General features: G+C 75.0%; 16 protein-coding genes. All 16 read left to right on the top strand.

Going from position 1 to position 21,112, the window contains the following annotated elements:
- Positions 1–46 precede the first annotated feature (46 nt).
- The 16 genes from ACOOHE_RS16335 (at position 47) to ACOOHE_RS16260 (ending at position 21,099) form a co-directional block, all read left to right on the top strand.
- The gene (locus ACOOHE_RS16335; protein WP_420455146.1) at positions 47–1,201 is read left to right on the top strand and encodes a beta-glucosidase; all 1,155 of its coding nucleotides are present in this window, start codon (positions 47–49) and stop codon (positions 1,199–1,201) included.
- The gene (locus ACOOHE_RS16330) at positions 1,198–3,492 is read left to right on the top strand and encodes an acyl-CoA dehydrogenase family protein (protein ID WP_420455145.1); all 2,295 of its coding nucleotides are present in this window, start codon (positions 1,198–1,200) and stop codon (positions 3,490–3,492) included. The genes ACOOHE_RS16335 and ACOOHE_RS16330 overlap by 4 nt, the downstream gene beginning before the upstream one ends.
- Positions 3,493–3,569: 77 nt before the next feature.
- A complete protein-coding gene (locus ACOOHE_RS16325; protein ID WP_420455144.1) occupies positions 3,570–4,280 on the top strand; it encodes a PIG-L deacetylase family protein in 711 nt (236 codons plus the stop codon).
- 12 nt (positions 4,281–4,292) lie between these two features.
- Positions 4,293–4,916, top strand: a complete 624-nt coding sequence (locus ACOOHE_RS16320; RefSeq protein WP_420455143.1) for a class I SAM-dependent DNA methyltransferase — start codon at positions 4,293–4,295, stop codon at positions 4,914–4,916.
- 132 nt (positions 4,917–5,048) lie between these two features.
- Positions 5,049–6,017: a signal recognition particle-docking protein FtsY gene (gene ftsY, locus ACOOHE_RS16315; protein ID WP_420455142.1), complete on the top strand. Its 969-nt coding sequence runs from the start codon at positions 5,049–5,051 to the stop codon at positions 6,015–6,017.
- A gap of 162 nt (positions 6,018–6,179) precedes the next feature.
- A complete protein-coding gene (locus ACOOHE_RS16310) occupies positions 6,180–7,541 on the top strand; it encodes a GWxTD domain-containing protein (RefSeq protein ID WP_420455141.1) in 1,362 nt (453 codons plus the stop codon).
- Complete coding sequence (locus tag ACOOHE_RS16305; RefSeq protein WP_420455140.1) at positions 7,538–9,802, top strand: carboxypeptidase regulatory-like domain-containing protein; 2,265 nt, start codon at positions 7,538–7,540, stop codon at positions 9,800–9,802. Before ACOOHE_RS16310 ends, ACOOHE_RS16305 begins: the two co-directional genes overlap by 4 nt.
- Positions 9,799–10,617 carry a hypothetical protein gene (locus ACOOHE_RS16300; RefSeq protein ID WP_420455139.1) on the top strand — a complete coding sequence of 273 codons (819 nt, stop codon included), beginning with the start codon at positions 9,799–9,801 and terminating at the stop codon, positions 10,615–10,617. The genes ACOOHE_RS16305 and ACOOHE_RS16300 overlap by 4 nt, the downstream gene beginning before the upstream one ends.
- Positions 10,614–11,471, top strand: coding sequence for a hypothetical protein (locus tag ACOOHE_RS16295; RefSeq protein WP_420455138.1), 858 nt, complete (start codon positions 10,614–10,616; stop codon positions 11,469–11,471). Before ACOOHE_RS16300 ends, ACOOHE_RS16295 begins: the two co-directional genes overlap by 4 nt.
- Positions 11,468–12,334, top strand: a complete 867-nt coding sequence (locus tag ACOOHE_RS16290; RefSeq protein WP_420455137.1) for a hypothetical protein — start codon at positions 11,468–11,470, stop codon at positions 12,332–12,334. The genes ACOOHE_RS16295 and ACOOHE_RS16290 overlap by 4 nt, the downstream gene beginning before the upstream one ends.
- A 28-nt stretch (positions 12,335–12,362) precedes the next feature.
- On the top strand, positions 12,363–13,298 hold the full coding sequence (gene fmt, locus ACOOHE_RS16285; RefSeq protein WP_420455136.1) for a methionyl-tRNA formyltransferase: 936 nt from the start codon (positions 12,363–12,365) through the stop codon (positions 13,296–13,298).
- A gap of 365 nt (positions 13,299–13,663) precedes the next feature.
- Complete coding sequence (locus ACOOHE_RS16280; protein ID WP_420455135.1) at positions 13,664–14,710, top strand: AAA family ATPase; 1,047 nt, start codon at positions 13,664–13,666, stop codon at positions 14,708–14,710.
- Positions 14,711–14,819: 109 nt separating this feature from the next.
- Entirely contained in the window at positions 14,820–15,830 is a 1,011-nt protein-coding gene (gene hprK, locus ACOOHE_RS16275; protein ID WP_420455134.1) for an HPr(Ser) kinase/phosphatase, read from the top strand.
- A gap of 608 nt (positions 15,831–16,438) precedes the next feature.
- A complete protein-coding gene (locus ACOOHE_RS16270; RefSeq protein ID WP_420455133.1) occupies positions 16,439–17,191 on the top strand; it encodes a hypothetical protein in 753 nt (250 codons plus the stop codon).
- Between the two features lie 263 nt (positions 17,192–17,454).
- Entirely contained in the window at positions 17,455–20,364 is a 2,910-nt protein-coding gene (locus tag ACOOHE_RS16265) for a sensor histidine kinase (RefSeq protein ID WP_420455132.1), read from the top strand.
- Between the two features lie 63 nt (positions 20,365–20,427).
- Positions 20,428–21,099 (top strand): response regulator transcription factor, encoded by a 672-nt coding sequence (locus ACOOHE_RS16260; RefSeq protein ID WP_420455131.1) that lies wholly within the window; start codon positions 20,428–20,430, stop codon positions 21,097–21,099.
- The last annotated feature ends 13 nt before the right edge of the window (positions 21,100–21,112 follow it).

The following is a 21,112-nucleotide window of genomic DNA, read 5'->3' as shown; positions in this document are numbered from 1 at the left end:
GGCGTCCCCTCTCCCGCCGGGAGAGGGACAGGGTGAGGGTGCGGTCGTGCGCCGTGCTCGCACGGACGCCCCGCGTCCCGACGTCCCTGAGGGAGCGGACGCCTCGCCGTTCGCCTCGTTCTGGCAGGGCGGCTGGGAGTGCTCCTCCCACCGCCGCCTGGCCGACCGCCGCCGCGTCGACGTGATCGCGGCGACCCGGCACGACCGGTGGGCGGCTCGGGACTACCGCGCCCTCGCCGAGCTCGGCATCCGGACCGTCCGCGACGGGCTCCGGTGGCCGCTCGTCGAGGCGACGGCGGGCCGGTACGACTGGGGCTCGTGGCTGAGGCAGCTCCGCGCGGCGCGCGAGACCGGGACCCAGGTCGTGTGGGACCTGTGCCACTACGGCGTGCCGGACGGCCTCGACGTCTGGCGCCCGGCGTTTGTCGACCGGTTTGCGGCCTTCGCGCGGGCGGCGGCGCGTGTCCACCGCGACGAGACCGACACGGTCCCGTGGTGGTGCCCCGTCAACGAGCTGTCGTTCTGGTCGTGGGCCGGCGGCGACCAGGCGCTGTTCCCGCCGTTCGCCGAGGGGCGGAGCTTCGAGCTCAAGGTCCAGCTCGCCCGCGCCGCGCTGGCAGCGGCCGACGCCGTCCGCGAGGTGGACCCCCGCGCGAGGCTGCTGTGGGCCGAGCCCGTCGTCCACGTGGTGCCTCGGACGCCGCGCCAAGCCGGCCACGCCGAGGGCTACCGCCAGGCCCAGTTCCAGGCGTTCGACCTGCTGGCCGGCCGGCTGTGGCCCCAGATCGGGGGGGACGAGGGCGTGCTCGACGTGCTCGGCCTCAACTACTACCCGCAGAACCAGTGGGTCTACGAGGGGGAGGCGCTGCCGCCGCGGAGCCCGCGCCGCCGGCCGTTCCGCGCGATGCTGGCCGAGGTGTGGGACCGGTACCGCCGCCCGCTCGTCGTCTCGGAGACGGGGACCGAGGGCGACGACCGGCCGCGCTGGCTGGCCCGGGTCGCGGGCGAGGTCGAGGCCGCCCGCGCCGACGGCGTGCCGGTGCACGGGCTGTGCTGGTACCCCATCGCCGACCACCCCGGCTGGGAGGACGACCGGCCGTGCCCGAACGGTTTGTTGGGCGTGCCCGACGCCGACGGCGGGCGCCCGGTCCACGCCGGGCTGGCGGCCGAGCTGGCGCGGTGGCAGCGCCGGATGCCGTGACCGTCGTCTCTCCCCCCGACGTCCGCGCCGGCGGGTCGCCGCAGGCGGCCGTGCTCGCGCGCGCCCGGCCCGACCTGTTCGGCCCGTCGAGCCCGGGCTTGCGCGCGTCCGTCATCGTCCCCGCTCGGGACGAGGCCCGGCGGCTGCCGGCGCTGCTCGCGGCGCTCGACGCCCAGCGCGACGCCGACGGCCGGCCGTTCGCCGACGGGACGGTCGAGGCCCTCGTGCTCGTCAACAACTCGACCGACGGGTCGGCCGAGGTCGCCCGCGCGTGTGCGCCGCCGTGGGTGCGGGTGGCCGAGATCGCGCTCGCGCCGGGCGAGGCCCACGTCGGCACGGCGCGGCGGGTGCTGATGGACGCCGCCTGCGCCCGGCTGTGGGCGGCCGGGGCGCCGGCCGGGCCGATCTGCTCGACCGACGCCGACACGTGCCCGGCCCCCGACTGGCTCGCGGCGACACTCGACGAGATCTCCGACGTCGACGCGGTCGGTGGGCGGGCCCTGCTGCTGCCCGACGAGCGGGCTGGGCTGGCGCCGGGCGTCCGCCGATTCGCCCTGTTCGAGCTGGCGTACCGGCGGGCCGTCGAGTCGCTGCGACAGCTCTACGCGCCCGAGCCGTGGGACCCGACGCCGCGCCACCACCACCACTTCGGTGCGAGCCTGGCCGTCCGCGCCGACGCCTACGCCGCCGTCGGCGGCCTGCCGGCCCGGCCGATGCACGAGGACATCGCCCTGGTCCATGCGCTGTGGGCCGCCGGGCTGCGCGTCCGGCACAGCGCCCGCGTCCGGGTCTGGACCTCGGCGCGGTCGGTCGGCCGCGCGCGTGGGGGGCTGGCGAACGACGTCGCCCGGTGGACGGTCCATGCCCGCGCCGGGACCGAGCCGACGGTCGAGACGGCCGCTGGGTGCGAGCGCCGGCTGGCCCGGCTCGGCCTCGACCGGGCCCGGTTTCCGGACCGCCCGCCGCCCGTCGCCCTGCTCGACACGCCGCCGGCTCCGCCCGACGGCGGCCAGCACGTCTCGCTCGCCGTGGCCGACCTCCGCGCTCGGATCGCCGTTGTCGAGTCCCTCTCCCCGTGCGCTCGCCTCGACCGCGCCCGCCGCCTCGCCGTCACTGCTTTGCCCATGCCCGCTCTCCCCACCGGCGACGGCCAGTCCGCCCCGGCCGTCCTCGCCACGTCCGATCCGGTCGAGGCCGCCCGCGCGGTCGCCGCCGAGGTCGCCCCGCGCGCCGCCCAAGCAGATCGGCTCCGGCGGTACCTCGACGCCGACCTCGACGCTCTCCGCTCGTCCGGCCTGTTGACGCTGACGCTGCCCGAGGCCGAGGGCGGCGCCGGGCTGGGCGCGCCGGACCGGCTCCACGAGCTGCTGACGGCGCTCCGGCACGTGGGCCGGGGGAGCCTGCCGCTCGGGCGCCTGTTCGAGGGCCACGTCGACGCGCTCCTCCGCGTCGCCAGTGACGGGACGGCGGCCCAGCGCGCCCGTCTGTTCGCCGACGCCCGCGCCGGCCACCTCTTCGCCGTCTGGAACACCGAGGTCCCGGCCGAGGGCGTCCGCCTGAAACGTCGCGGCGACCGGGTCGAGATGGCCGGGGCGAAGACGTTCGCGACCGGGTGCGCCGTCGTCACCCGGCCTCTCGTGACGGGCCGACTCGGTGGCCCGCGCGGCGGGTGGCAGCAAGCCGTCGTCCGTGCCGATACGGCGCCGGTGGCCGTCGAGCCGGAGGCGTGGCGGGCCGAGGGGATGCGGGCGACCGGCAGCGGCGTCACCCGGTTCGACGGCGTCGTGCTGGCGCCGGCCGACCTGCTCGGCGCGCCGGACCGCTACTACGCCGAGCCCGCGTTCTCGGGCGGGGCCGTCCGCTTCCTGGCCGTCCAGACGGGCGGGGCTGAGGCCCTCGCGGACGCCGTCGCCGAGCACCTCGACGCGCTCGGCCGCGCCGAGCATCCCGGCCAGCAGGCCCGGTTCGGCGAGATCGAGGCGGCCGTCGAGACGGCCCGGCTGTGGCTGCTCGGCGTCGCCCGGCTGTGGGCCCGGCCGGCCGCGACCGACGCCGAGCGCGTCGCGGCGGTCCAGGCCGCGCGCGGTGCCGTCGAGCGGGCCTGCACCGACGTCATGCGGCTCGCCGACCACGCCGCCGGTGCGCGCGGGCTCGGCCAGCCCGGGCCGCTCGAGCGGGTCGCCCGCGATCTCCGCCTCTACCTCCGCCAGCCCGACCCCGACGGGGCCCTCGTCGCCGCCGGCGCGTTCGCGCTCGGCCACCGCCAGCGCGCGCGCGGCTCGGACCTGTGAGGCCGGCACGGAGTGGGGAGGATGGGGGTGTGGGAGGAGGACGACGTCCGCACCCACACACGCCACCCGCGCTCGGCGTGACGTCCCACCTCGACGCGCCCGAGCGGCACCCCGTCCGCCCACTCGCCTCCGTCGCCGGGCCGGTCGCCGTCGTGGCCCCGCACCCCGACGACGAGTCGCTGGCGTGCGGCGGCCTGCTGGCGTCGCTCGCGGCGGCCGGCGTGCCGGCGCGTGTCGTTGTGGTGACGGACGGGGCCGGCTCGCACCCGAACTCGCAGGCGTACCCGCCCGACCGGTTGCGCGCGCTCCGACAGGCCGAGACGGTCGCGGCGCTCGACGCGCTCGGGCTCGGGGCGGATGCGGTCCGCTTTCTCGGCCTGCCCGACGGCGCGCTCGCCGACCTCGGCGAGGCGATCGAGGCGGCCGTGGCCGCGCTCGCCGACGCGCTCGCCGGGGCGGCGACCGTGTTCGCGCCGTGGGACGGCGATCCGCACCCGGACCACATCGCGACGGCAATGCTGGCCGAGTCCGCCTGCGCCCGGCTCGACCCGGCACCGCGCCGCGTGGCCTACCCCGTGTGGGCGTGGGTCCGCGGCGACCTCGCCCCGACCGAGGGGACGCCGTGGCGCCTCGACGTCTCGGCCGCACGGGACCGCAAGCGTCGGGCCGTCGCCGCCCACCGCTCCCAAACCACGACCTTGATCGACGACGACCCGGACGGGTTCGTCCTCTCGCCCGACGTGCTCGCCCGGTTCGACCGCGACTGGGAGCTGTTCTGGGACCTCTGACTCCCACCGCCCATGCCCGCCCCCACCGCTCCCTACCTCCGCCCCGACGGGTCCGTCGATCCGGCGTACTTCGAGGCGCTCTACGCCGCCGAGGCCGACCCGTGGGGGTTCGACACGAGCCCGTACGAGGCCGCCAAGTACGCGGCGACGCTGGCCGCCTTGCCCCGCGCCCGCTACGCCCGCGCCTTCGAGGCCGGCTGCGCGAACGGCGCCCTGACCGAGCGGCTGGCCGACCGCTGCGACGCGCTGTGGGCCGTCGACGTGGCGCCGGACGCGCTCGACCGGGCCCGCGAGCGCCTGGCCGGCGTGCCCCACGTCCGCGTCGAGCGCCGGGCGATGCCGGACGAGATGCCCGCCGGGCCGTTCGACCTCGCCGTGGTCAGCGAGGTCGGGTACTACCTCGCGCGCGAGCGACTGGCGGACTGGGCCGACCGGCTGGCCGACGCCGTCGAGCCCGGCGGCCACCTCGTCCTGGTCCACTGGACCGGCCCGACGGACTACCCGCTCACCGGCGACGACGTCCACGACCTGTTCCTCGCCCGGCCCGGGTGGACACGGCTCGCCAGCGACCGCCAGCCGGAGTACCGACTCGACGTGCTGGAGCGGGAAGGGGAGAGGGTGGAGAGCAGAGGGTAGAGGGCGGACGGTCGCCGCCCAGACTCGTCATCGTCCGCTCGCTATCCTCCATTCTCCACCTGGCGTCCTTCCGCCCCCGGGATCTCCCCGGGCCGCCGGCCGGTACGGCGGAGGCACCACCTCGCATCGACAATGGCCCTGTTCGGGTTCAAACGGAAAGAGAAGGAGCAGGCCTCGCTCGAGGCCGGGCTCGAAAAAACGCGGACCGGGCTGTTCGACAAGCTCAGCCGGGCCGTCGCCGGCAAGGACACCGTTGACGACGAGGTCCTGGACGACTTGGAAGAGGTCCTGGTCACGTCCGACGTCGGCGTCGCGACGACGGTCGAGATCATCCGACGGGTCGAAGCGCGCGTGGCCGAGGACAAGTACGTCTCGACGAAGGAGCTCCAGGGGTTGATGCGGGCCGAGATCGCCGACCTCATGCTCGCCAACGCCCCCGAGCGCCCGGCCGACTTCGACGCGCCCCTCCCGAGCACGCCCCACGTCGTGATGGTCGTCGGCGTCAACGGCGTGGGCAAGACGACGTCGATCGGCAAGATCGCCCACCACTACCACCAGGCCGGCAAGGAGGTGCTGCTCGGCGCGGCCGACACGTTCCGCGCCGCGGCGACCGAGCAGCTCGACGTGTGGGCCCAGCGGGCCGGCGTCGACATCATCAAGCAGTACCAGGGCGCCGACCCCGCCGCGGTCGCCTTCGACACCCTCGCCGCCGCCAAGTCGCGCGGGGCCGACGTGGTCCTGATCGACACGGCCGGGCGGCTCCACAACCAGGTCGGGCTGATGGACGAGCTCGCCAAGGTCCGCCGGGTGATGGGCCGCCAGGTGGCCGGGGCGCCGCACGAGGTCCTGCTGGTGCTCGACGCGAGCACGGGCCAGAACGCGCTCCGCCAGGCCCAGGCGTTTACCCAAGCCGTCGACGTGACCGGGCTGGTCCTGACCAAGCTCGACGGGACAGCCAAGGGGGGCATCGTGATTGGCATTTCCAACGAGTTCCAGATCCCCGTTAAATACATCGGTGTCGGGGAGGGCATCGGCGACCTCCAGGTCTTCGACCGCGCGGCGTTCGTCGCGGCCCTCTTCGGCGACGCCGCGACCGCCTAACGGCCCGGCGCCCCTCGGGCCGGCCGCTGGGCTCGGACCGGCGACGGTTCGCCCGCCCGTGCGGACGGTTCGCGGATCGCCCTTGTGAAAGCGCTCTCGCGTACTGCATCTTGTCTGCGGCGTATGCCACCCCATCCCCATCCCCGAGCTCCTGTCGAGCCTATGCGCGCTCGCTACTCCCTGGCCCGCTCCACCCGGAGCGTCCTGGCCGGCCTGCTGACCCTGGCGGCGTTCGCCGGGCCGGCCCTGGCCCAGGCCGCCTACACGCCCGCCTTCGACGTCGAGGTCGTGACGCAGCGGGCCCAGGCCGCCGCCGGCCCCGAGACCCGGGTCGACGTCTACACGGCCGTCCCCAACACGAGCCTGCGATTCCTCGCCGCCGCCGACGGGTTCGAGGCGAGCTACGCCGTGACCGTCCAGGTCTACGCCCTCGACGCCGACGGGACCCAGCAAGGCCTGGTCGTCAGCCGGACGTTCGAGCGCGACGTGACGGCCGACGACTACGACGCGACCCAGGACGCCGACCGTGAGGACCGGGCCGTCCAGACGCTGGCCGTCGCGCCCGGCCGCTACGTCGTCGAGGTGGCCGTCGAGGACGGGTCGAGCGGGCGCTCGCTGACGCGCGAGGTCGGCCACGTCGTCCGCGACCTGGCCCAGCCCGGCGTGACGCTCTCCGACCCGCTCCTGCTCAGCGACTACGACCCGGCCGCCGGCTCGGCGACGCCCATCGTCGGGGCGACCGTCTCGACCGAGGACGCCGCCTTCTGGGTCTCGTACGACCTCTACGCCCCGGCGCCGACGGCGCTCCAGGTGACCTACGTCGTGACCGAGCAGAGCCGCGTGAGGGAGCGGCCGTCGTTCGGCGCGCTCCTGGGGCTCGCGCCGCGTCAGCAGGCCGACCTGGGCACGCCGGTCGCCGTGACCGAGCCGCTCGAGGTCGAGGCCGGCCGGACGCCGGCCGCGTTCCGGATCGAGACCGAGGCGTTGCAGGTCGGCGACTACACGCTGACCATCCGCTTGGCGACGGCCGACGGGACGACGCTGGCGACGGCCGACAAGCGGTTCGCCGTCCGCTGGATGGGGCTCGACAGCCAGATCGCCGACCTCGACCAGGCCATCGACCAGCTCCGCTACGTGGCCAAGGACGACGAGCTCCGGGCCATCCGGAACGCGCCGACGCCCGAGGAGCAGCGCCGCCTGTTCCTCTCGTTCTGGGACCGCCGCGACCCGACGCCGGGCACGAACCGCAACGAGCAGATGGAGGAGTACTACTTCCGCGTGGCCTACGCCAACGAGCGCTACAGCCGCTTCCACGACCGCGGCTGGAACACCGACCGCGGCGAGATCTTCATCCGCTTCGGCGAGCCCGACTACGTCGAGGACCACCCGTTCAACTACGGGACCCGCCCGTACCAGATCTGGAGCTACTACGGCCAGGGCCGCCGGTTCATCTTCGTCGACGAGTCGGGCATGGGCGACTTCCGCTTGCTGATCCCGCACTGGGACGACCGGACACGCATGTGAGCCGAGGTCTCGCGACCCGCTGCCTCCTCGCCGCGCTGACGACCCTGCTCGTCGGCGCGGCGCCTGTTTGGGGGCAGTCGGCGCGCGGGTTCGTGACGGCCGCCGAGCGCGGGCCGCTCGCCGGCGCGAACGTGGCGATGCAGCGGCTCGACGGGGCGACGCCGGTCGGCCCGCTGCGGGGCTCGGTCACGGACGCCCAGGGGTTCTACGAGGTCGGCGGGTTGGCGCCCGGTCGCTGGGCCGCCCGGGCCACCTACGTCGGCTACGCCGCCGCCTTCGACACGCTCGCCATCGGCGACGGGCCGACGACGTGGAGCCCCGAGCTGGCGCCGGCCGGCGCGCTCGACGAGGTCGTCGTCCAGGCGGCCGGCGGCGCGGCCGACGTCTCGGGCGGCCTGCAGAAGATCCGCCCGGCCGACCTGGGCCGGATCCCGTCGCCCGACGTCGCGGGCGACCTGGCGGTCTACCTCCAGTCGTTGCCCGGTGTCGTGACCGTCGGCGACCGCGGCGGAGGCCTGTTCGTCCGGGGCGGGACGCCGAGCCAGAACCTGGTGCTCGTCGACGGAGCGCCGGTTTTCCAGCCGTTCCACGCCATCGGCTTCTTCTCGGCGTTCCCCGAGGACTTGGTCGGCGCGGCCGACTTCTACGCCGGCGGTTACGGGGCCCAGTACACCGGGCGCGTGTCGTCGGTCCTCGACGTGACGCTGCGCGAGGGGAGCACCGAGCGGCTCCAGGCGTCGGCGACGGCCGGCCCGTTCGTGGTCTCGGCCCAGGGCGAGGGGCCGCTCGTCAAGGGGACCTCGTCGTGGATCGCGTCGGTCCGGACGTCGGTCGTCGAGCCGCTCGCCGATGCCGTCGGCGCCGACGTCCCGCTCCAGTTCTCCGACGGGCTCGTCAAGATCTCGACGGCCTCGGCCGCGTCGCGGTGCTCGGCGATGGGCCTGGCGACGGCCGACCGGGGCCGGCTCGACCCCGAGTCCGACGACGCCTTCGAGTGGCAGAACGTGGTCGTCGGCGGCCGATGCATCTCGGCGCCGTCGGGGCTGGACGGGCGCGTCGACGTGGCCGCGAGCGTCAGCCACCTCGACAGCGGGATCGGCCCGGCCGCGTCGTTCCTGCGGGGCGAGAGCCGCGAGCGGGCGTCGCGGCTGACCGAGGGCCGGTTCTCGGCCGAGCTCACGCGGTCGCTCGGCGCGGTCCGGCTCCGGTTCGGCGGGCGCGGCTCGCTGGCCGTCACGAAGTACCGGCTGGGCGACGCCACGACGGCGCGCGAGGACGGCGACTTCCTGCTGGGCGGGGCGGTCCACGCCGGGCTCGAGGTCCCCTTCGGCCCGCTCACGGTCACGCCCAGCGTCGCCTTGGTCCTCAAGCCCTACTCCGAGTCGTTCGGGCTCGAGCCCCGCGTGCGGGCGTCGCTGATGCCGGCCGGCCCGCGCGGGCCCGAGCTCTCGGCCGCCGCCGGCCTCTACCGCCAGTCGCTCGTGGGGCTCACCGACGAGCGCGACGCGGCCTCCCCGTTCATCGCGTGGACCGGCCCGCCCGAGGGGTTCGAGGAGCAGACGGCGTTGCACGCGCTCGCCGGGGCCACGGTCCCGCTCGGCCGCGGCCTGCGCGTCGGCGTCGAGGGCTACGCTCGGCGGATCGACGGGCTGCCCATCCCGATCTGGAGCGCGCGGACTCAGTTCACGCTCATCCCCACCGAGGCCCGCTCGACCTCGGTCGGCGCCGACGCCCGCGTCGAGTGGCAGGCCGGCCCGGCCTACACCTACGTCTCGTATGCCTACGGGGTCACCGAGTACACGGCGGTTGACGGGGCCTTCTTGGTGCGCGGCGGCCAAGCGTACAGCGCGTACCACCCCGCGCACGACCGGCGGCACCAGCTCCAGGCGGCCGTCCAAGTCGGGCTTGGACGGTTCGAGGTCGGCGGGCGGTGGCAGTTCGGCTCGGGCCTGCCGTACACGCGGCCCTACGGGTTCGACGTGACGGTCCCGCCGTTCGGGCTCCCCGAGGTCACGACCGACCCGGGCTACCCGCGCGTCGTGTTCGAGCGCCCGTTCAACGGGCGGCTCCCGGCGTACCACCGGCTCGACGTCTCGGCCGGGACCGACGTCCCGCTCGGCCGGGCCGCCCTCGACGTCCGTGCGGGCGCGATCAACACGTACAACCGCGACAACGTGTTCTACTACGACGTCTTCCGGGGCCGCCGCGTAAACCAACTCCCCATCGTGCCCTACGTCTCGGCCCGGCTCCGCACCCGATGAGCCGTTTGGCTCCCTGGCTCGCCTGGGTCGCGCTGCTGGCGGTTGCCGGCTGCGAGGTGCCGCTCGACCCCATCGCCCCGTCCGACATCGCGTTCTCGCTGAGCGGCTACCTCGACGCGACGGCCGACACGCAGTGGGTCCGCGTCGAGCCGTTCGAGCGGTCGACCGCCGCCTCCGCAGACCCCGTCGACGCGGCCGTGACGCTGTCGGGGCTGGGCGGATCGGTCACGCTGGCGCAGGAGGTCCGCCCGTTCGTCACCGGCCCGGCCCACCTGTTCTGGACGACGTCGCCGGTCGCACCGGGCCAGACCTACCAGCTCGTGGCTCGGGCCCCGGACGGCCGGACGGCCTCGGTCACCGTCCCGGTGCCGGACACGACCGGGGTCGAGGTCGACGTCGTCGGCAACGGGCGCGACTGCCCGGTCGTGGTCAGCGTGCGCGGGGCCGAGCGCCTCGCCGACGTCCAGGCCCGCTACACGTTCGACGCGCGCGGGCGGGCTCAGGAGACCATCGTCTCCTACGTCGGCAAGGTGACGGGCCGGGTGGACGGGAGCCTCCAGGTGTCGATCTACCCGTCGACGGACATCGGGTCGGCGAGCCCAGGGCGCGGCCTCCAGCGGGCGGAGGTCCGGGTCGCCATCACCACGCCGAGCTGGCCGGCGACGGTCGGGCTCACGGTCGAGGACGTCCTGTTCGCGCAGTCTCCCGGCCTCGAAGGCGGCGTCGGGTTCGTGGGCGGCGTCGTGACCCGGCGCTCGGAGCTCGTCCCGCCCGGGCGCTGCTTCGCCCCCGGGACGCGCCCCGAGGGAGCGTGAGCCGCCGCGCGCTCCGTCTCGGCGTGGCCCTCGCCGCGCTCGCGCTGGGCTGCGAGGTGCCGCTCGACCCCATCGAGCCGTCGGACCTGTACTTCTCCATGAGCGGGTACCTCGACGCCTCCGTCGACACGCAGTGGGTCCGCGTCGAGCCGCTGGCCCAGACGACGGCGCCCGACGCCGCGCCCATCGACGCCGCCGTGACGCTCGTCGACCTCGGCACCGGCGCCGAGGTCGCGCTCACCCAGCGCGTCCGGTCGTTCCCAACCGGCCCGGCCCACCTCTTTTGGACCACGGCGCCCGTCCCGCTCGGCGCCCGCTACCGCTTGGACGCCCGGCGCCCGGACGGGGCCGAGACCTCGGCCCCCATCGAGATCCCGGCCGACGGGTCGTTCGACCTGGCCGTCCGAACGGGCGGGAGCGTCTGCCCCACGACCGTCGTCGTGTCGGGCGACCAGCGCGTGGTCGAGGTCCAGGCCCGCTACCGCGTCGCCCGGCCCGACGGCCAGGTCGCCGAGTTCCGCTTTTCCCACGCCGACTCGTTCCAGCGGCTCGACGACGGGTCCATCCGGGCCTCGATCTACTTCGCCGACGACGCCCGGCGGATGGACCTCGACCCGATCCGCCCCCGGGGCTTGCTGAGCGCCGAGGTGGTGACGGCCGTCGCGACGGAGGCGTGGCCGGACCCCGTCGGGCTCGCGCTCGAGGACGTGCTCCAGGTCGAGGGGTTCGGCGTCGAGAACGGCGTCGGCTTCGTCGGCGGGGCCGTCACCGAGCGCGAGCCGTTCGTCCCGGGCGTCATCGTGATCGGGTTCGGGCCGGACGCGACGGTCCTCCCCTGCACCTCGTCCCGATGACGCGCCCCGCCCTGCTCGGCCTGCTCGCGCTGGCGGCGTGCCAGGCGCCGCTCGACCCCATCGAGCCGTCGGACCTGGTGTTCTCGCTGAGCGGCCACCTCGACGCCTCCGCCGACACGCAGTGGGTCCGCGTCGAGGCGTTCGGCCGGACCGTCAATCCCCACGAGCGGCCGCTCGCGGCCGAGGTCGAGCTCGTCGCGGCCGACGGCCGCCGCGAGCGGCTGACGCAGGCCGTCCGAGCGCTCGCGACGGGCCCGGCCCACCTCTTCTGGACCACGATGCCCGTCGAGCCTGGCCGGACCTACCGGCTGGTCGCCCGCGCCCCCGATGGCGCCGAGGCCCGGACCGACGTGGCGATCCCATCCCTCGACCACGTGACGGTCGCCCTCCTCGACGGGTTCTTGTCGTGCCCGACCGTGGTCCGGGTCGAGGGCGCCGCGCGGCTGGTCGACGCCTGGGTCCGGTACGAGCTCCGGGGGGCGGGCCGCGTCGGCGAGCGGTACGAGTTCGACAAGCGGCCGTCGCTCGCCGTCCGCCCCGACGGGACGCGCGACGCCTCGGTCTACTTCGGCGACGACGCCGCTCGCATGGAGATCCCCGGGCTCCCGCTCGCGTACCCGGTCGCGACCGAGATCGGGGTCGCCATCGGGACCGCCGACTGGCCCGACGTGGCCGGGCTCGACGTCGAGGAGGCGCTCGCCGAGGTCAGCCTGGGCCACGTCGAGGGCGGCGTCGGCTTCGTGGGGGGGACGGTGACCCGGGCGTTCCCGTTCGTCCCCGGCTTCGGGCGGATCCCGCCGTTCGAGGGGAGCGGGATCGAGCCCGAGCCGTGCGTGTCCGGGCCGCGCGTCGGCGCGGAGTAGCTTGGGGCGTCCCCCACCGAGACCGCCCGTGGCCGCCCCCCGCATCGTCTTCATGGGCACGCCGGACTTTGCCGTGCCCTCGCTCGACGCGCTCGTCGAGGCCGGGCTCGCGCCGGTCGCCGTGGTCACCGTGCCCGACAAGCCGGCCGGCCGTGGGCAGAAGGTGCGCGCGTCGGCGGTGAAGGAGGCGGCCGAGCGGCACGGGCTGACCGTCCTCCAGCCTGAGTCCGTGAGGGACCCGGCGTTCGCCGACGACCTGGCGGCGCTCGCGCCCGACGTGCTGGCCGTCGTCGCGTTCCGGATCCTGCCGCCCGAGGTGTTCGAGACGGCGCGGCTCGGCGCGTTCAACCTCCACGGATCGCTCTTGCCGGCGTACCGCGGGGCGGCGCCGATCCAGCGGGCGCTGATGGACGGCGTCCCAGAGACCGGCGTCACGACGTTCTTCTTGCAGCGGACCGTCGACACGGGCCACGTCATCCTTCGCCGCCGGCTCGCCGTCGGGCCCGACGACACGGCCGGCGACGTCCACGACCGCCTCGCCGAGGTCGGCGCCGCCGCCGTCGTCGAGACCGTCCGCCGGATCGCCGCCGGCACGGCCGACGCCGAGCCCCAGGACGACACGCTCGCCAGCCCGGCCCCGAAGATCTTCCGCGACGACGCCCGGGTCGACTGGGCCCAGCCGGCCCGCCGCGTCCACGACCACGTCCGCGCGCTGTCGCCGTTTCCCGGCGCCTGGACCGACGGAGCCGGGGAGACGCTGAAGATCCTGCGCACCCGCTTGGCGACGGACGCGGTGGATGGTCCGCCCGGAACGGTGGCCGTCGTCGAGGGGCGGATGCGCGTCGCGTGCGACCCCGGCGCGGTCGAGGTGCTCGAGGTCCAGCGCGAGGGGAAGCGGCGGATGGACGTCGCGGACTTCCTGAACGGCGCCGAGGTGGACGGGGCGGTCTTGGGACGCGGCTAGGCGACGGGGGCGGCGGCAGGGCCATCACCATCTCTGCTGCGAGGTCCCCTCTCCCCACGGGAAAGCGGAGCCGCTAGGTTTTGTGGCAGATACGCAAATACGTGAAGTCATTCCCGCGCAGGCGGGAATCCAGGACTCGTGCGGCACGGTGCTCGGCCTCCCTGGATCCCCGCCTGCGCGGGAATGACTCGTTCTGTTTGGTCGTTGATCGAGAACAGATCCGAGAACGTAGCAGCACTCTCCACCCCGAGGGGTGGAGAGGGAGAGGCTCCCCGGGAGGGTGCGTTTGCCCTGCGGCGGGCGGCGTTGCGTGCAACGCCGCGACGGTCCGGCGGTATCCTCCGCCCGTTCTGCGCCCCGCCGGCATGACCGCTCCCGACCCGTCCGATCCGCCCTCCGCCGTCGCCCCGCCCCGGTCGCCCGGCCCCGACCTGGGCGCGCTCACGGCCCGCGTTGCCGAGCACGGCCGGTTCGTCGGGCCCTTGCTCGACGGCGTCGGGCGCGTCGTGGTGGGGCAGGGCTCGATGATCGAGCGGCTGCTGATCGGGCTGCTCACCGGCGGCCACGTCCTCCTCGAAGGCGTGCCCGGCCTGGCCAAGACGCTGACCGTCTCGACGCTCGCCCAGGCCGTCGACGCCCGGTTCCAGCGGATCCAGTTCACGCCCGACCTCCTCCCCGCCGACCTCCTCGGCACCCTCGTCTACAACCAGGCCGACGCGAGCTTCTTGGTCAAGAAGGGGCCCATCTTCGCCAACGTCATCCTGGCCGACGAGGTGAACCGGGCGCCGGCCAAGGTCCAGAGCGCGCTGCTCGAGGCGATGCAGGAGCGCCAGGTCACGATTGGCGACACGACGTACCCGCTGCCCCGGCCGTTCCTGGTGCTGGCGACCCAGAACCCGATCGAGCAGGAGGGGACGTATCCGCTGCCCGAGGCCCAGGTCGACCGGTTCATGCTCAAGGTGGTCGTGGGCTACCCGTCGCGCGAGGAGGAGATCGAGATCATGCGCCGGATGTCGCACGGGACCGCGCTGCCGGCCGTCGCGCCCGTCGTGACGCCGGCCGAGGTCCTGGCGGCGCGGGCCGTTGTCGGCGAGGTGTACCTCGACGCCCGCGTCGAGGAGTACGTCGTGGACCTGGTGCTGGCCACGCGCGAGCCCCAGCGGTACCGGCTCCCGGACCTGCGCGGCCTCGTGGCCTACGGCGCGAGCCCCCGCGCGTCGATCGCGCTGGCGCTGGCGGCCCGGGCCCACGCCTTCCTGCGGGGCCGGGCCTACGCCACGCCCGACGACGTCCGCGCGGTCGCGCTCGACGTGCTCCGCCACCGGGTCGCGGTGACGTACGAGGCCGAGGCCGAGGAGGTCGGGTCGGAGCACATCGTCGGCCGCGTCCTGGAAACCGTCGAGGTCCCCTGAGCCGCAGGGGTACGAGGTACTCGGTACAGGGTACCCACGCCTCGAAGGTCTTGGCTGACCGTACCGTGTACCCGGTACCCCGTACCCACCCGAAGGGTGCCCATCCCCCATGAGAAAGCCCGCCCCGTTCCGTCGCCAGTCGATCCCGCTCGCGGCGCTCGCCGAGCGCTTGCGGGACCGGGTCGGGATCGAGATCGAGGACGCCGGCGGCGGCGAGGTCGGCGACCGGGCCGTGACCGTCCGCCACGTCCACCGGCCGGGGTTGGTGCTGGCCGGCTACACCGAGCACTTCGAGCCGCTCCGGGTCCAGATCCTGGGCAACACCGAGTGCCGCTACCTCGCCTGGCTCGACGGCGACGCCGAGGCGGCGTTCCTCCGCCTGCTGGCGTTCGACCCGCCGTGCGTCGTGCTCACGGCCGACAACCGGTTGCCCGACGGGCTCGAAGCGCTCGCGGCCGAGCACGGGATCCCCCTGTTCCGGACGCCCGAGCCGACGGTCCCGTTCATGGGCCTGCTCCGCGACGTCCTCGACGACCACTTCGCCGAGCAGCTCACCGTCCACGGCTCGCTCGTCGACGTCTACGGGATCGGCCTGCTCCTGACGGGCCCGGCCGGGATCGGAAAGTCCGAGATGGCCCTCGACTTGGTCGAGCGCGGCCACCGGTTGGTCGCCGACGACGTGGTCATGGCCACGCGGAAGGGCGGCAACGTGCTCATGGGCGCCGGGACCGACCTCGCCGAGCACTTCATGGAGATCCGCGGGCTCGGCATCATCGACGTCCGGTCCATGTTCGGTGTCCGCGCGATCCGGTACCAGAAGCGGATCGAGCTCGTCGTGAGCATCCACCCGTGGGACGAGGACGAGGAGTACACGCGGATCGGGATGGTGACCGAGACCGACACGATCCTGGGCGTCGAGCTCCCGCTCGTCAAGCTCCCCATCACGCCGGGCAAGAACGTGACGGTCATCTGCGAGGTCATCGCGATGAACCACCTGCTCCGACACTACGGCGACGACCCGGCCGAGGCGTTCTCGCGCCGCCTCCGCGAGCGGATCGACCAGAAGTCCGGCGTCGGCGGCGGGCGCGGCATCGACTGGTTCGAGAACGACGTCGAGTGACGACGGCCCTCCGGGTTGGAAGGCGTGGGGGAAGGGGCAAGGGGCATGAGGCGCTCGCCCCGCGTCCCAGGGCGGTCCGACCCTCGACCCCGTCGTCACCCGCGCAGGCGGCGGGGCCGTAGAGTGCTGTGTGCGGCAACCAAATAAGATGAGTCGTCCCCGCGAAGGCGGGGGTCCACAGGGGGCCGCCCGCCGGGCACAAGCGCCGTATGGGTCCCGAGCGCCGATAGCCTTCTCCAGCGGCGACCGGGCGCTCTGGATCCGCGCGTCGGCGGGGGCGACGGGACCGAGAGAGGAGGGTCGGACCGTGAACGCCTTCCCTCGTCAGCGCGCGCGGGCATGCCGATGGGCCGGGCAGGGCTATCGCAACCTCCCCCACTTTGTTGTCCTGAGCGGAGCGAGGGATCTACTGGGCGCAGGCGCCGGGTCGGTCGGGGTCGCGGGCGACGAGCGGCTCGATCCCCCACCTTCGCGGGGGCAGGCTCTTCGCAAGCTCAGGATGACAAGACGGGAGGTCAGCGGAGGGTGCGACAGCTGGGCCGGGCCCGTGTGGCCCGGATTTGAGACGTCGTTCGTAGGCTAGCGGCTCCCAACCGACCCCCGCTCTCATGGCCCCGATCCTCTGGTACTTGTTCGGCGACACCGCGTGCTTGATGGGCGGCGGGCGGCTCGGCATCGACCGCTGCGTCACGGACGCGCTCAGCCAGCCCGGCGTCGACGCCCAGGCCGTCGTCGACGACGTGGGCTCGGCGACGGCGCCGCCGGGGATGGCCGGCATCATGGCCGGCGTCCTGGCGACGCACCCCGACCGCTGGCCGGGCCTCCCCCGGTGGACGGCGGCCGACTGGCCGCTGGGCTGGCAGGTCCGGTTCGTCGGGCCAGGGCAGCCCCACGTCGACGCGCTCATCTTCCAGCCGGGCTGCGTCGCGTTCCGGTGGCCGCCGGTCGGCGGTGGGAGCCTGGGCGTCGACATCACGAACGTCCGCCCCATCGTGACCGAGCCGCACACGGTCCGCTACGGCCAAGCCCTGATCCAGGCGGCCGACACGATGGTCACGACGGCCGCCGGTCGCCAGCTCGTCGAGGACGCCGCCACGCGCGCCGGCTCCGTCGACCGGGTCGACGCGCTCGCGATCCTGAAGCAGATCGACCGGGATCTCGAGGGCGCCAAGGCGCCGCCGTCGACCTTCTCGGCCTGGATCAGCAGCCACCTCCAGACCATCGAGACCCGGGTCTGCGTCAACGCCCAGGGCGGGGTGGGCCTGGAGATCGGGTGGGTCGAGGTGCCGGACGCGGAGGGCGCGGACTCTCCGCCGACCGTGATGCTGAGGTCGTACCCTTGTGGTGGGTTTACCACGTAGGGGAACCGGCCTGTGCGAGCGCGTCCTCCCGAGGCGGGTCTCCCTCTCCCCCCGAGGGGTGGAGAGGGCCGGGATCGGGCCGGTACCGGCCCGGAGGGGGGCGATCCGGGCTCGGCGTGCGGCCCGACCCCTCACCCTGTCCCTCCCCCGCGGGGAGAGGGGACCTCGCAGGAGAGGACGTGCTCGCCCTGGGAGGCCGACCCGCACACGACCCGAGGCTTGGCGGCTGCACCTACCTTCGCGGGGTCCCGCCACACCTGCCCATGCGCCTCGCCGTCTGGCCGGCGCTCCTCGCCGTCGCCCTCGCTGCTGGCGCCGCGGCTCAGCCTTCTCTCCAGTTCCGCCACCTCGGCCTGGCCGACGGGCTGACGGGGGCCGCCGTCACGTCGGTCGCGGCCGACGGCCAGGGGTTCGTGTGGCTGGGGACGTATGCCGGAGCCGATCGGTTCGACGGGACTCGCTTGCGGTCGTTCGTCGCCGTCTCGGGGGCGGGAGACACGTATGCGTACGCGCTCACAACCGGCCCCGACGGGGCACTCTGGGCCGGCCGCGACGACGGTCTGTGGCGACGCGCGCCGGGCGACGATGCGTTCGCCCGAGTCCCCCTCGGCCGCGGCGAGCCCATCGGCGTCCGCGCGCTGGCGGTCGAGCCCGGCACCGGCACGTTGTGGGTGGGGACGACGGGACGCGGGCTGCTCCGGGTCGGCGGCGGCGAGGTCCGGCGGTTCTCGGTAGCACGGGGCCACCTTGCCTCCGACACCGTCCGCGCCGTCCAGGCGCTGGCGGCCGGCGGCGTGGCCGTCGCAACGGCCGGCGGGCTGAGCTGGGTCGGACGGGGGCGGGCCCGCCACGACCGGACGCTGGGCGACGTCACGGCGCTGGCAGAGGCCGGCGGGCGGCTGTGGGCGGGGCGCGAGACGGGCGAGGTCGTGGGGCTCGACGGCGGGCCGCGGCTGGCGGGGACGGGCGCCCCGGTCTGGGCAATGGCGCCGTCGGCGGTCCAGCCGGGCCGGGTGTGGGTCGGCGTCCGCGGCGGCGGCGTCCGCGTGCTCGACGCCCAAGCCGGCACGCTCGGCCCGATGCCGACGGCTGAGGGCTTGCCCGACCCGTTCGACCGGGCCGAGGTGCTCGCGGTCGCCGAGCACGACGGCGTGTTGTGGATCGGGACGACGCGCGGGGCCTACCACGCGGCCGTCGAGTCGCCCCGGTTCACGGCCTTCCGGAACGGTCCGGGCGGCCCGCTCGCCGTGCCCGACGTGATGAGCGTCCACCTCTCGACGCGCGACCCGTCGGCGGTGTGGGCGGGGACGGTCCAGGGCGGGCTCCACCGGATCGACCGGGCGACGGGCCGGGCCGAGCGGTGGTTCGACGCGCCCCACCCGCTCGCCGTCACGTTCGCCATCGAGGAGACGGCCGACGGGACGGTGTGGCTGGGCGGCCGGGACCCGACGCTGTGGCGGTTCCGACCAGAGACAGGTACGGCCGAGCCGGTCCCGCTCGCGCCGGACCGCGGCGGGATCGTCGCCCACCTCGCCCCGAGCCACCGCTTCCCCGGCCACCTGTGGGTCGGCACAAGCGAGGCCGGGCTCGTCCGGTTCGACACCCGGTCCGGCCGCGTCGTCAGACGCTACGACCTCGCGCCGGGCCCGGGCCGGATCCCGGCCGCGTCGGTCTGGCACACGCTAGAAGCCGACGGCGCGCTGTGGGTGGCGACCGACGGGGACGGCCTGTGGCGGCTCGACCTGGCGACGGGCCGGGCCGCCCGCGTCGAGCCGTCGTGCGCGCTCGGCGACGTGCTCTTGTCGCTGGCCCTGGCGCCCGGCGGCCCGCTCTGGATCGGCGAGCGGGCCCACCGGCTCGTCCGGCTCGACCGCGACACCGGCGACTGCCGCGCCTACACCCCGGCCGACGGGCTCGTGCCGGAGTCCGTCGGCCACCTGTTCGCCGACCGGGCCGGCCACGTCTGGCTGAGCACCAACCTCGGGCTCGTCCGGTTCGACCCCCGCGCCGAGGTGTTCACGCCGTTCTCCCAAGCCGACGGGCTCGCGACGTCCGAGCTGTACTGGTACGCCGGCGACCGGTCGCCGACGGGCGAGATCGCCGTCGGCGGCGCCGGCGGGCTGACCGTGTTCGACCCGGCCACGGTCTCCGTCGACGACACGCCGGCGCCGGTCGTGGTGACCGGCCTCCGGGTCGACGGGCGCGAGCGGCCGGTCGTGCCTGGGGCCCCGCTCGCGGTCGAGCTGCCGCACCGCCAGAACGACGTGGCGTTCGCGTACGCCGCGCTCGACCTCCGCCAGCCCGACCAGACGCGGTACCGCGTCCGCCTCCGGGGCGCCTCCGACGTGTGGGCGCCGGCCGGGTCGGAGACGCGGTACCCGGCGCTCGCGCCCGGGCGCTACACGTTCGAGGTGGCCGCGACGAACCGCGACGGCTACTGGAGCGATCCGCTCTCGGTCCCGGTCCGCATCCGGCCGCCGTTCTGGCGGACGGTCCCGTTCTGGCTCCTGGTGCTCGGCGCGCTCGCCAGCGTCGGCTATGGGGCCCACCGCTACCGGATCGCCCAGATCCAGCGCGTCGAGGCCACGCGGCGTCGGATCGCCGACGACCTCCACGACGGGATCGGGAGCAAGATCTCGAGCGTCGCCCTGCGCCTCGACATGGTCGGCCGGTCGGACGCGCTCCCGCAAGCGGCCCGGGAGACGCTGGCCACGCTGTCGTCGACGGCGCGGTCGGTCGTCGGCGACGTCCGCGACACCGTCTGGCTCGTCGACGCCGACCACGACGACCTGGCGTCGGTCCTGTCGCGGATGGAGCAGTTCGCCCTGGCCACGCTCGGCGGTCGCGGCTCGGTCGAGGCCCCCGCCCGGGTGCCCGCGCGGGCGCTGTCGATGGAGGCCCGCCGCGACCTCTACCTCCTGTTTACCGAGGCGCTCCACAACGCCGTCCGCCACGGCGACGCCGACCGCGTCGTCGTGCGGATCGAGGCCGGGCCGGGCCGGGTCGGGTTCGAGGTCGAGGACGGCGGGCCGGGGTTCGACCCGGCCGAGGTCGCGCGGGGCCGCGGGCTCGCGACGATGGCGCGGCGGGCCCGGGCGCTGGGCGGGTCCGTCACGTGGTCGGCGCGGGAGGGCGGCGGGACCGTCGTCCGGTTTGAGGCCCGTCTCGGGTGATCCCACGAGGCCGCCCGCCGGCGTGCCCGATAGCTTACTCGGCCCGTTCCCGCCACCCGACCGATGCCCCCGTCCGACCTCGCCTCGACCGCCGTCTGGCTCGTCGAGGACGACGCCCACTACCGCGAGGCCGTCGCCGAGCTGATGGCGGCCCACGTCCGCGCGGTCGAGACGTTCGGGAGCATCGAGGCGGCGCTGGCCCGGGTCGAGAGCGTCGGCCGGGGGACGCCGGAGCACGGGTGGCCCGAGGTGGTCCTGCTCGACGTGAACCTGCCGGGCCTGTCGGGGATCGAGGGGCTGGGCCAGGTCAAGACCCGGTTGCCCGGGACGGTCGTCGTCATGCTCACGATCCGCGACGACGCCGAGACGATCTACGCCGCGCTCGGGGCCGGCGCGAGCGGGTACCTCCTGAAGAGCGCGTCGCCGGACGAGCTCCTCGACGCCGTCCGCGAGGCCCGGTCCGGCGGGATGCGGATGCAGCGCCAGGTGGCCCGGCTGGTGCTCGCCGCGTTCCAAGCCCGCGCCGCGACGCCCGACTACGGCCTGACCCCGCGCGAGACCGAGGTCCTGGGCGAGATGGTCGCCGGCCACACCCAGCCCCAGATCGCCGACCGCCTGTTCGTCAGCCTGAGCACGGTCAACAGCCACGTCCAGAGCGTCTACGCCAAGCTCCACGTCCACAACGGGAGCGCGGCGGTGGCTAAGGCCGTCCGCGAGCGGCTGGTGGGGGGGTGATACCAAATCCGGT

It is taken from the genome of Rubrivirga sp., from assembly GCF_965213695.1.
In the GTDB taxonomy this organism is placed as follows: Bacteria; Bacteroidota; Rhodothermia; order Rhodothermales; family Rubricoccaceae; genus Rubrivirga.
This window is presented reverse-complemented; position numbering and strand designations above follow the sequence as displayed.

Excerpts from the sequence above, each read along its gene's own strand:
- ACOOHE_RS16320 (WP_420455143.1), top strand. The coding sequence starts at position 4,293 with ATGCCCGCCCCCACCGCTCCCTACCTCCGCCCCGACGGGTCCGTCGAT.
- ftsY (WP_420455142.1), top strand. The coding sequence starts at position 5,049 with ATGGCCCTGTTCGGGTTCAAACGGAAAGAGAAGGAGCAGGCCTCGCTC.
- ACOOHE_RS16310 (WP_420455141.1), top strand. The coding sequence starts at position 6,180 with ATGCGCGCTCGCTACTCCCTGGCCCGCTCCACCCGGAGCGTCCTGGCC.
- ACOOHE_RS16300 (WP_420455139.1), top strand. The coding sequence starts at position 9,799 with ATGAGCCGTTTGGCTCCCTGGCTCGCCTGGGTCGCGCTGCTGGCGGTT.
- ACOOHE_RS16290 (WP_420455137.1), top strand. The coding sequence starts at position 11,468 with ATGACGCGCCCCGCCCTGCTCGGCCTGCTCGCGCTGGCGGCGTGCCAG.
- ACOOHE_RS16280 (WP_420455135.1), top strand. The coding sequence starts at position 13,664 with ATGACCGCTCCCGACCCGTCCGATCCGCCCTCCGCCGTCGCCCCGCCC.
- hprK (WP_420455134.1), top strand. The coding sequence starts at position 14,820 with ATGAGAAAGCCCGCCCCGTTCCGTCGCCAGTCGATCCCGCTCGCGGCG.
- ACOOHE_RS16270 (WP_420455133.1), top strand. The coding sequence starts at position 16,439 with ATGGCCCCGATCCTCTGGTACTTGTTCGGCGACACCGCGTGCTTGATG.
- ACOOHE_RS16265 (WP_420455132.1), top strand. The coding sequence starts at position 17,455 with ATGCGCCTCGCCGTCTGGCCGGCGCTCCTCGCCGTCGCCCTCGCTGCT.
- ACOOHE_RS16260 (WP_420455131.1), top strand. The coding sequence starts at position 20,428 with ATGCCCCCGTCCGACCTCGCCTCGACCGCCGTCTGGCTCGTCGAGGAC.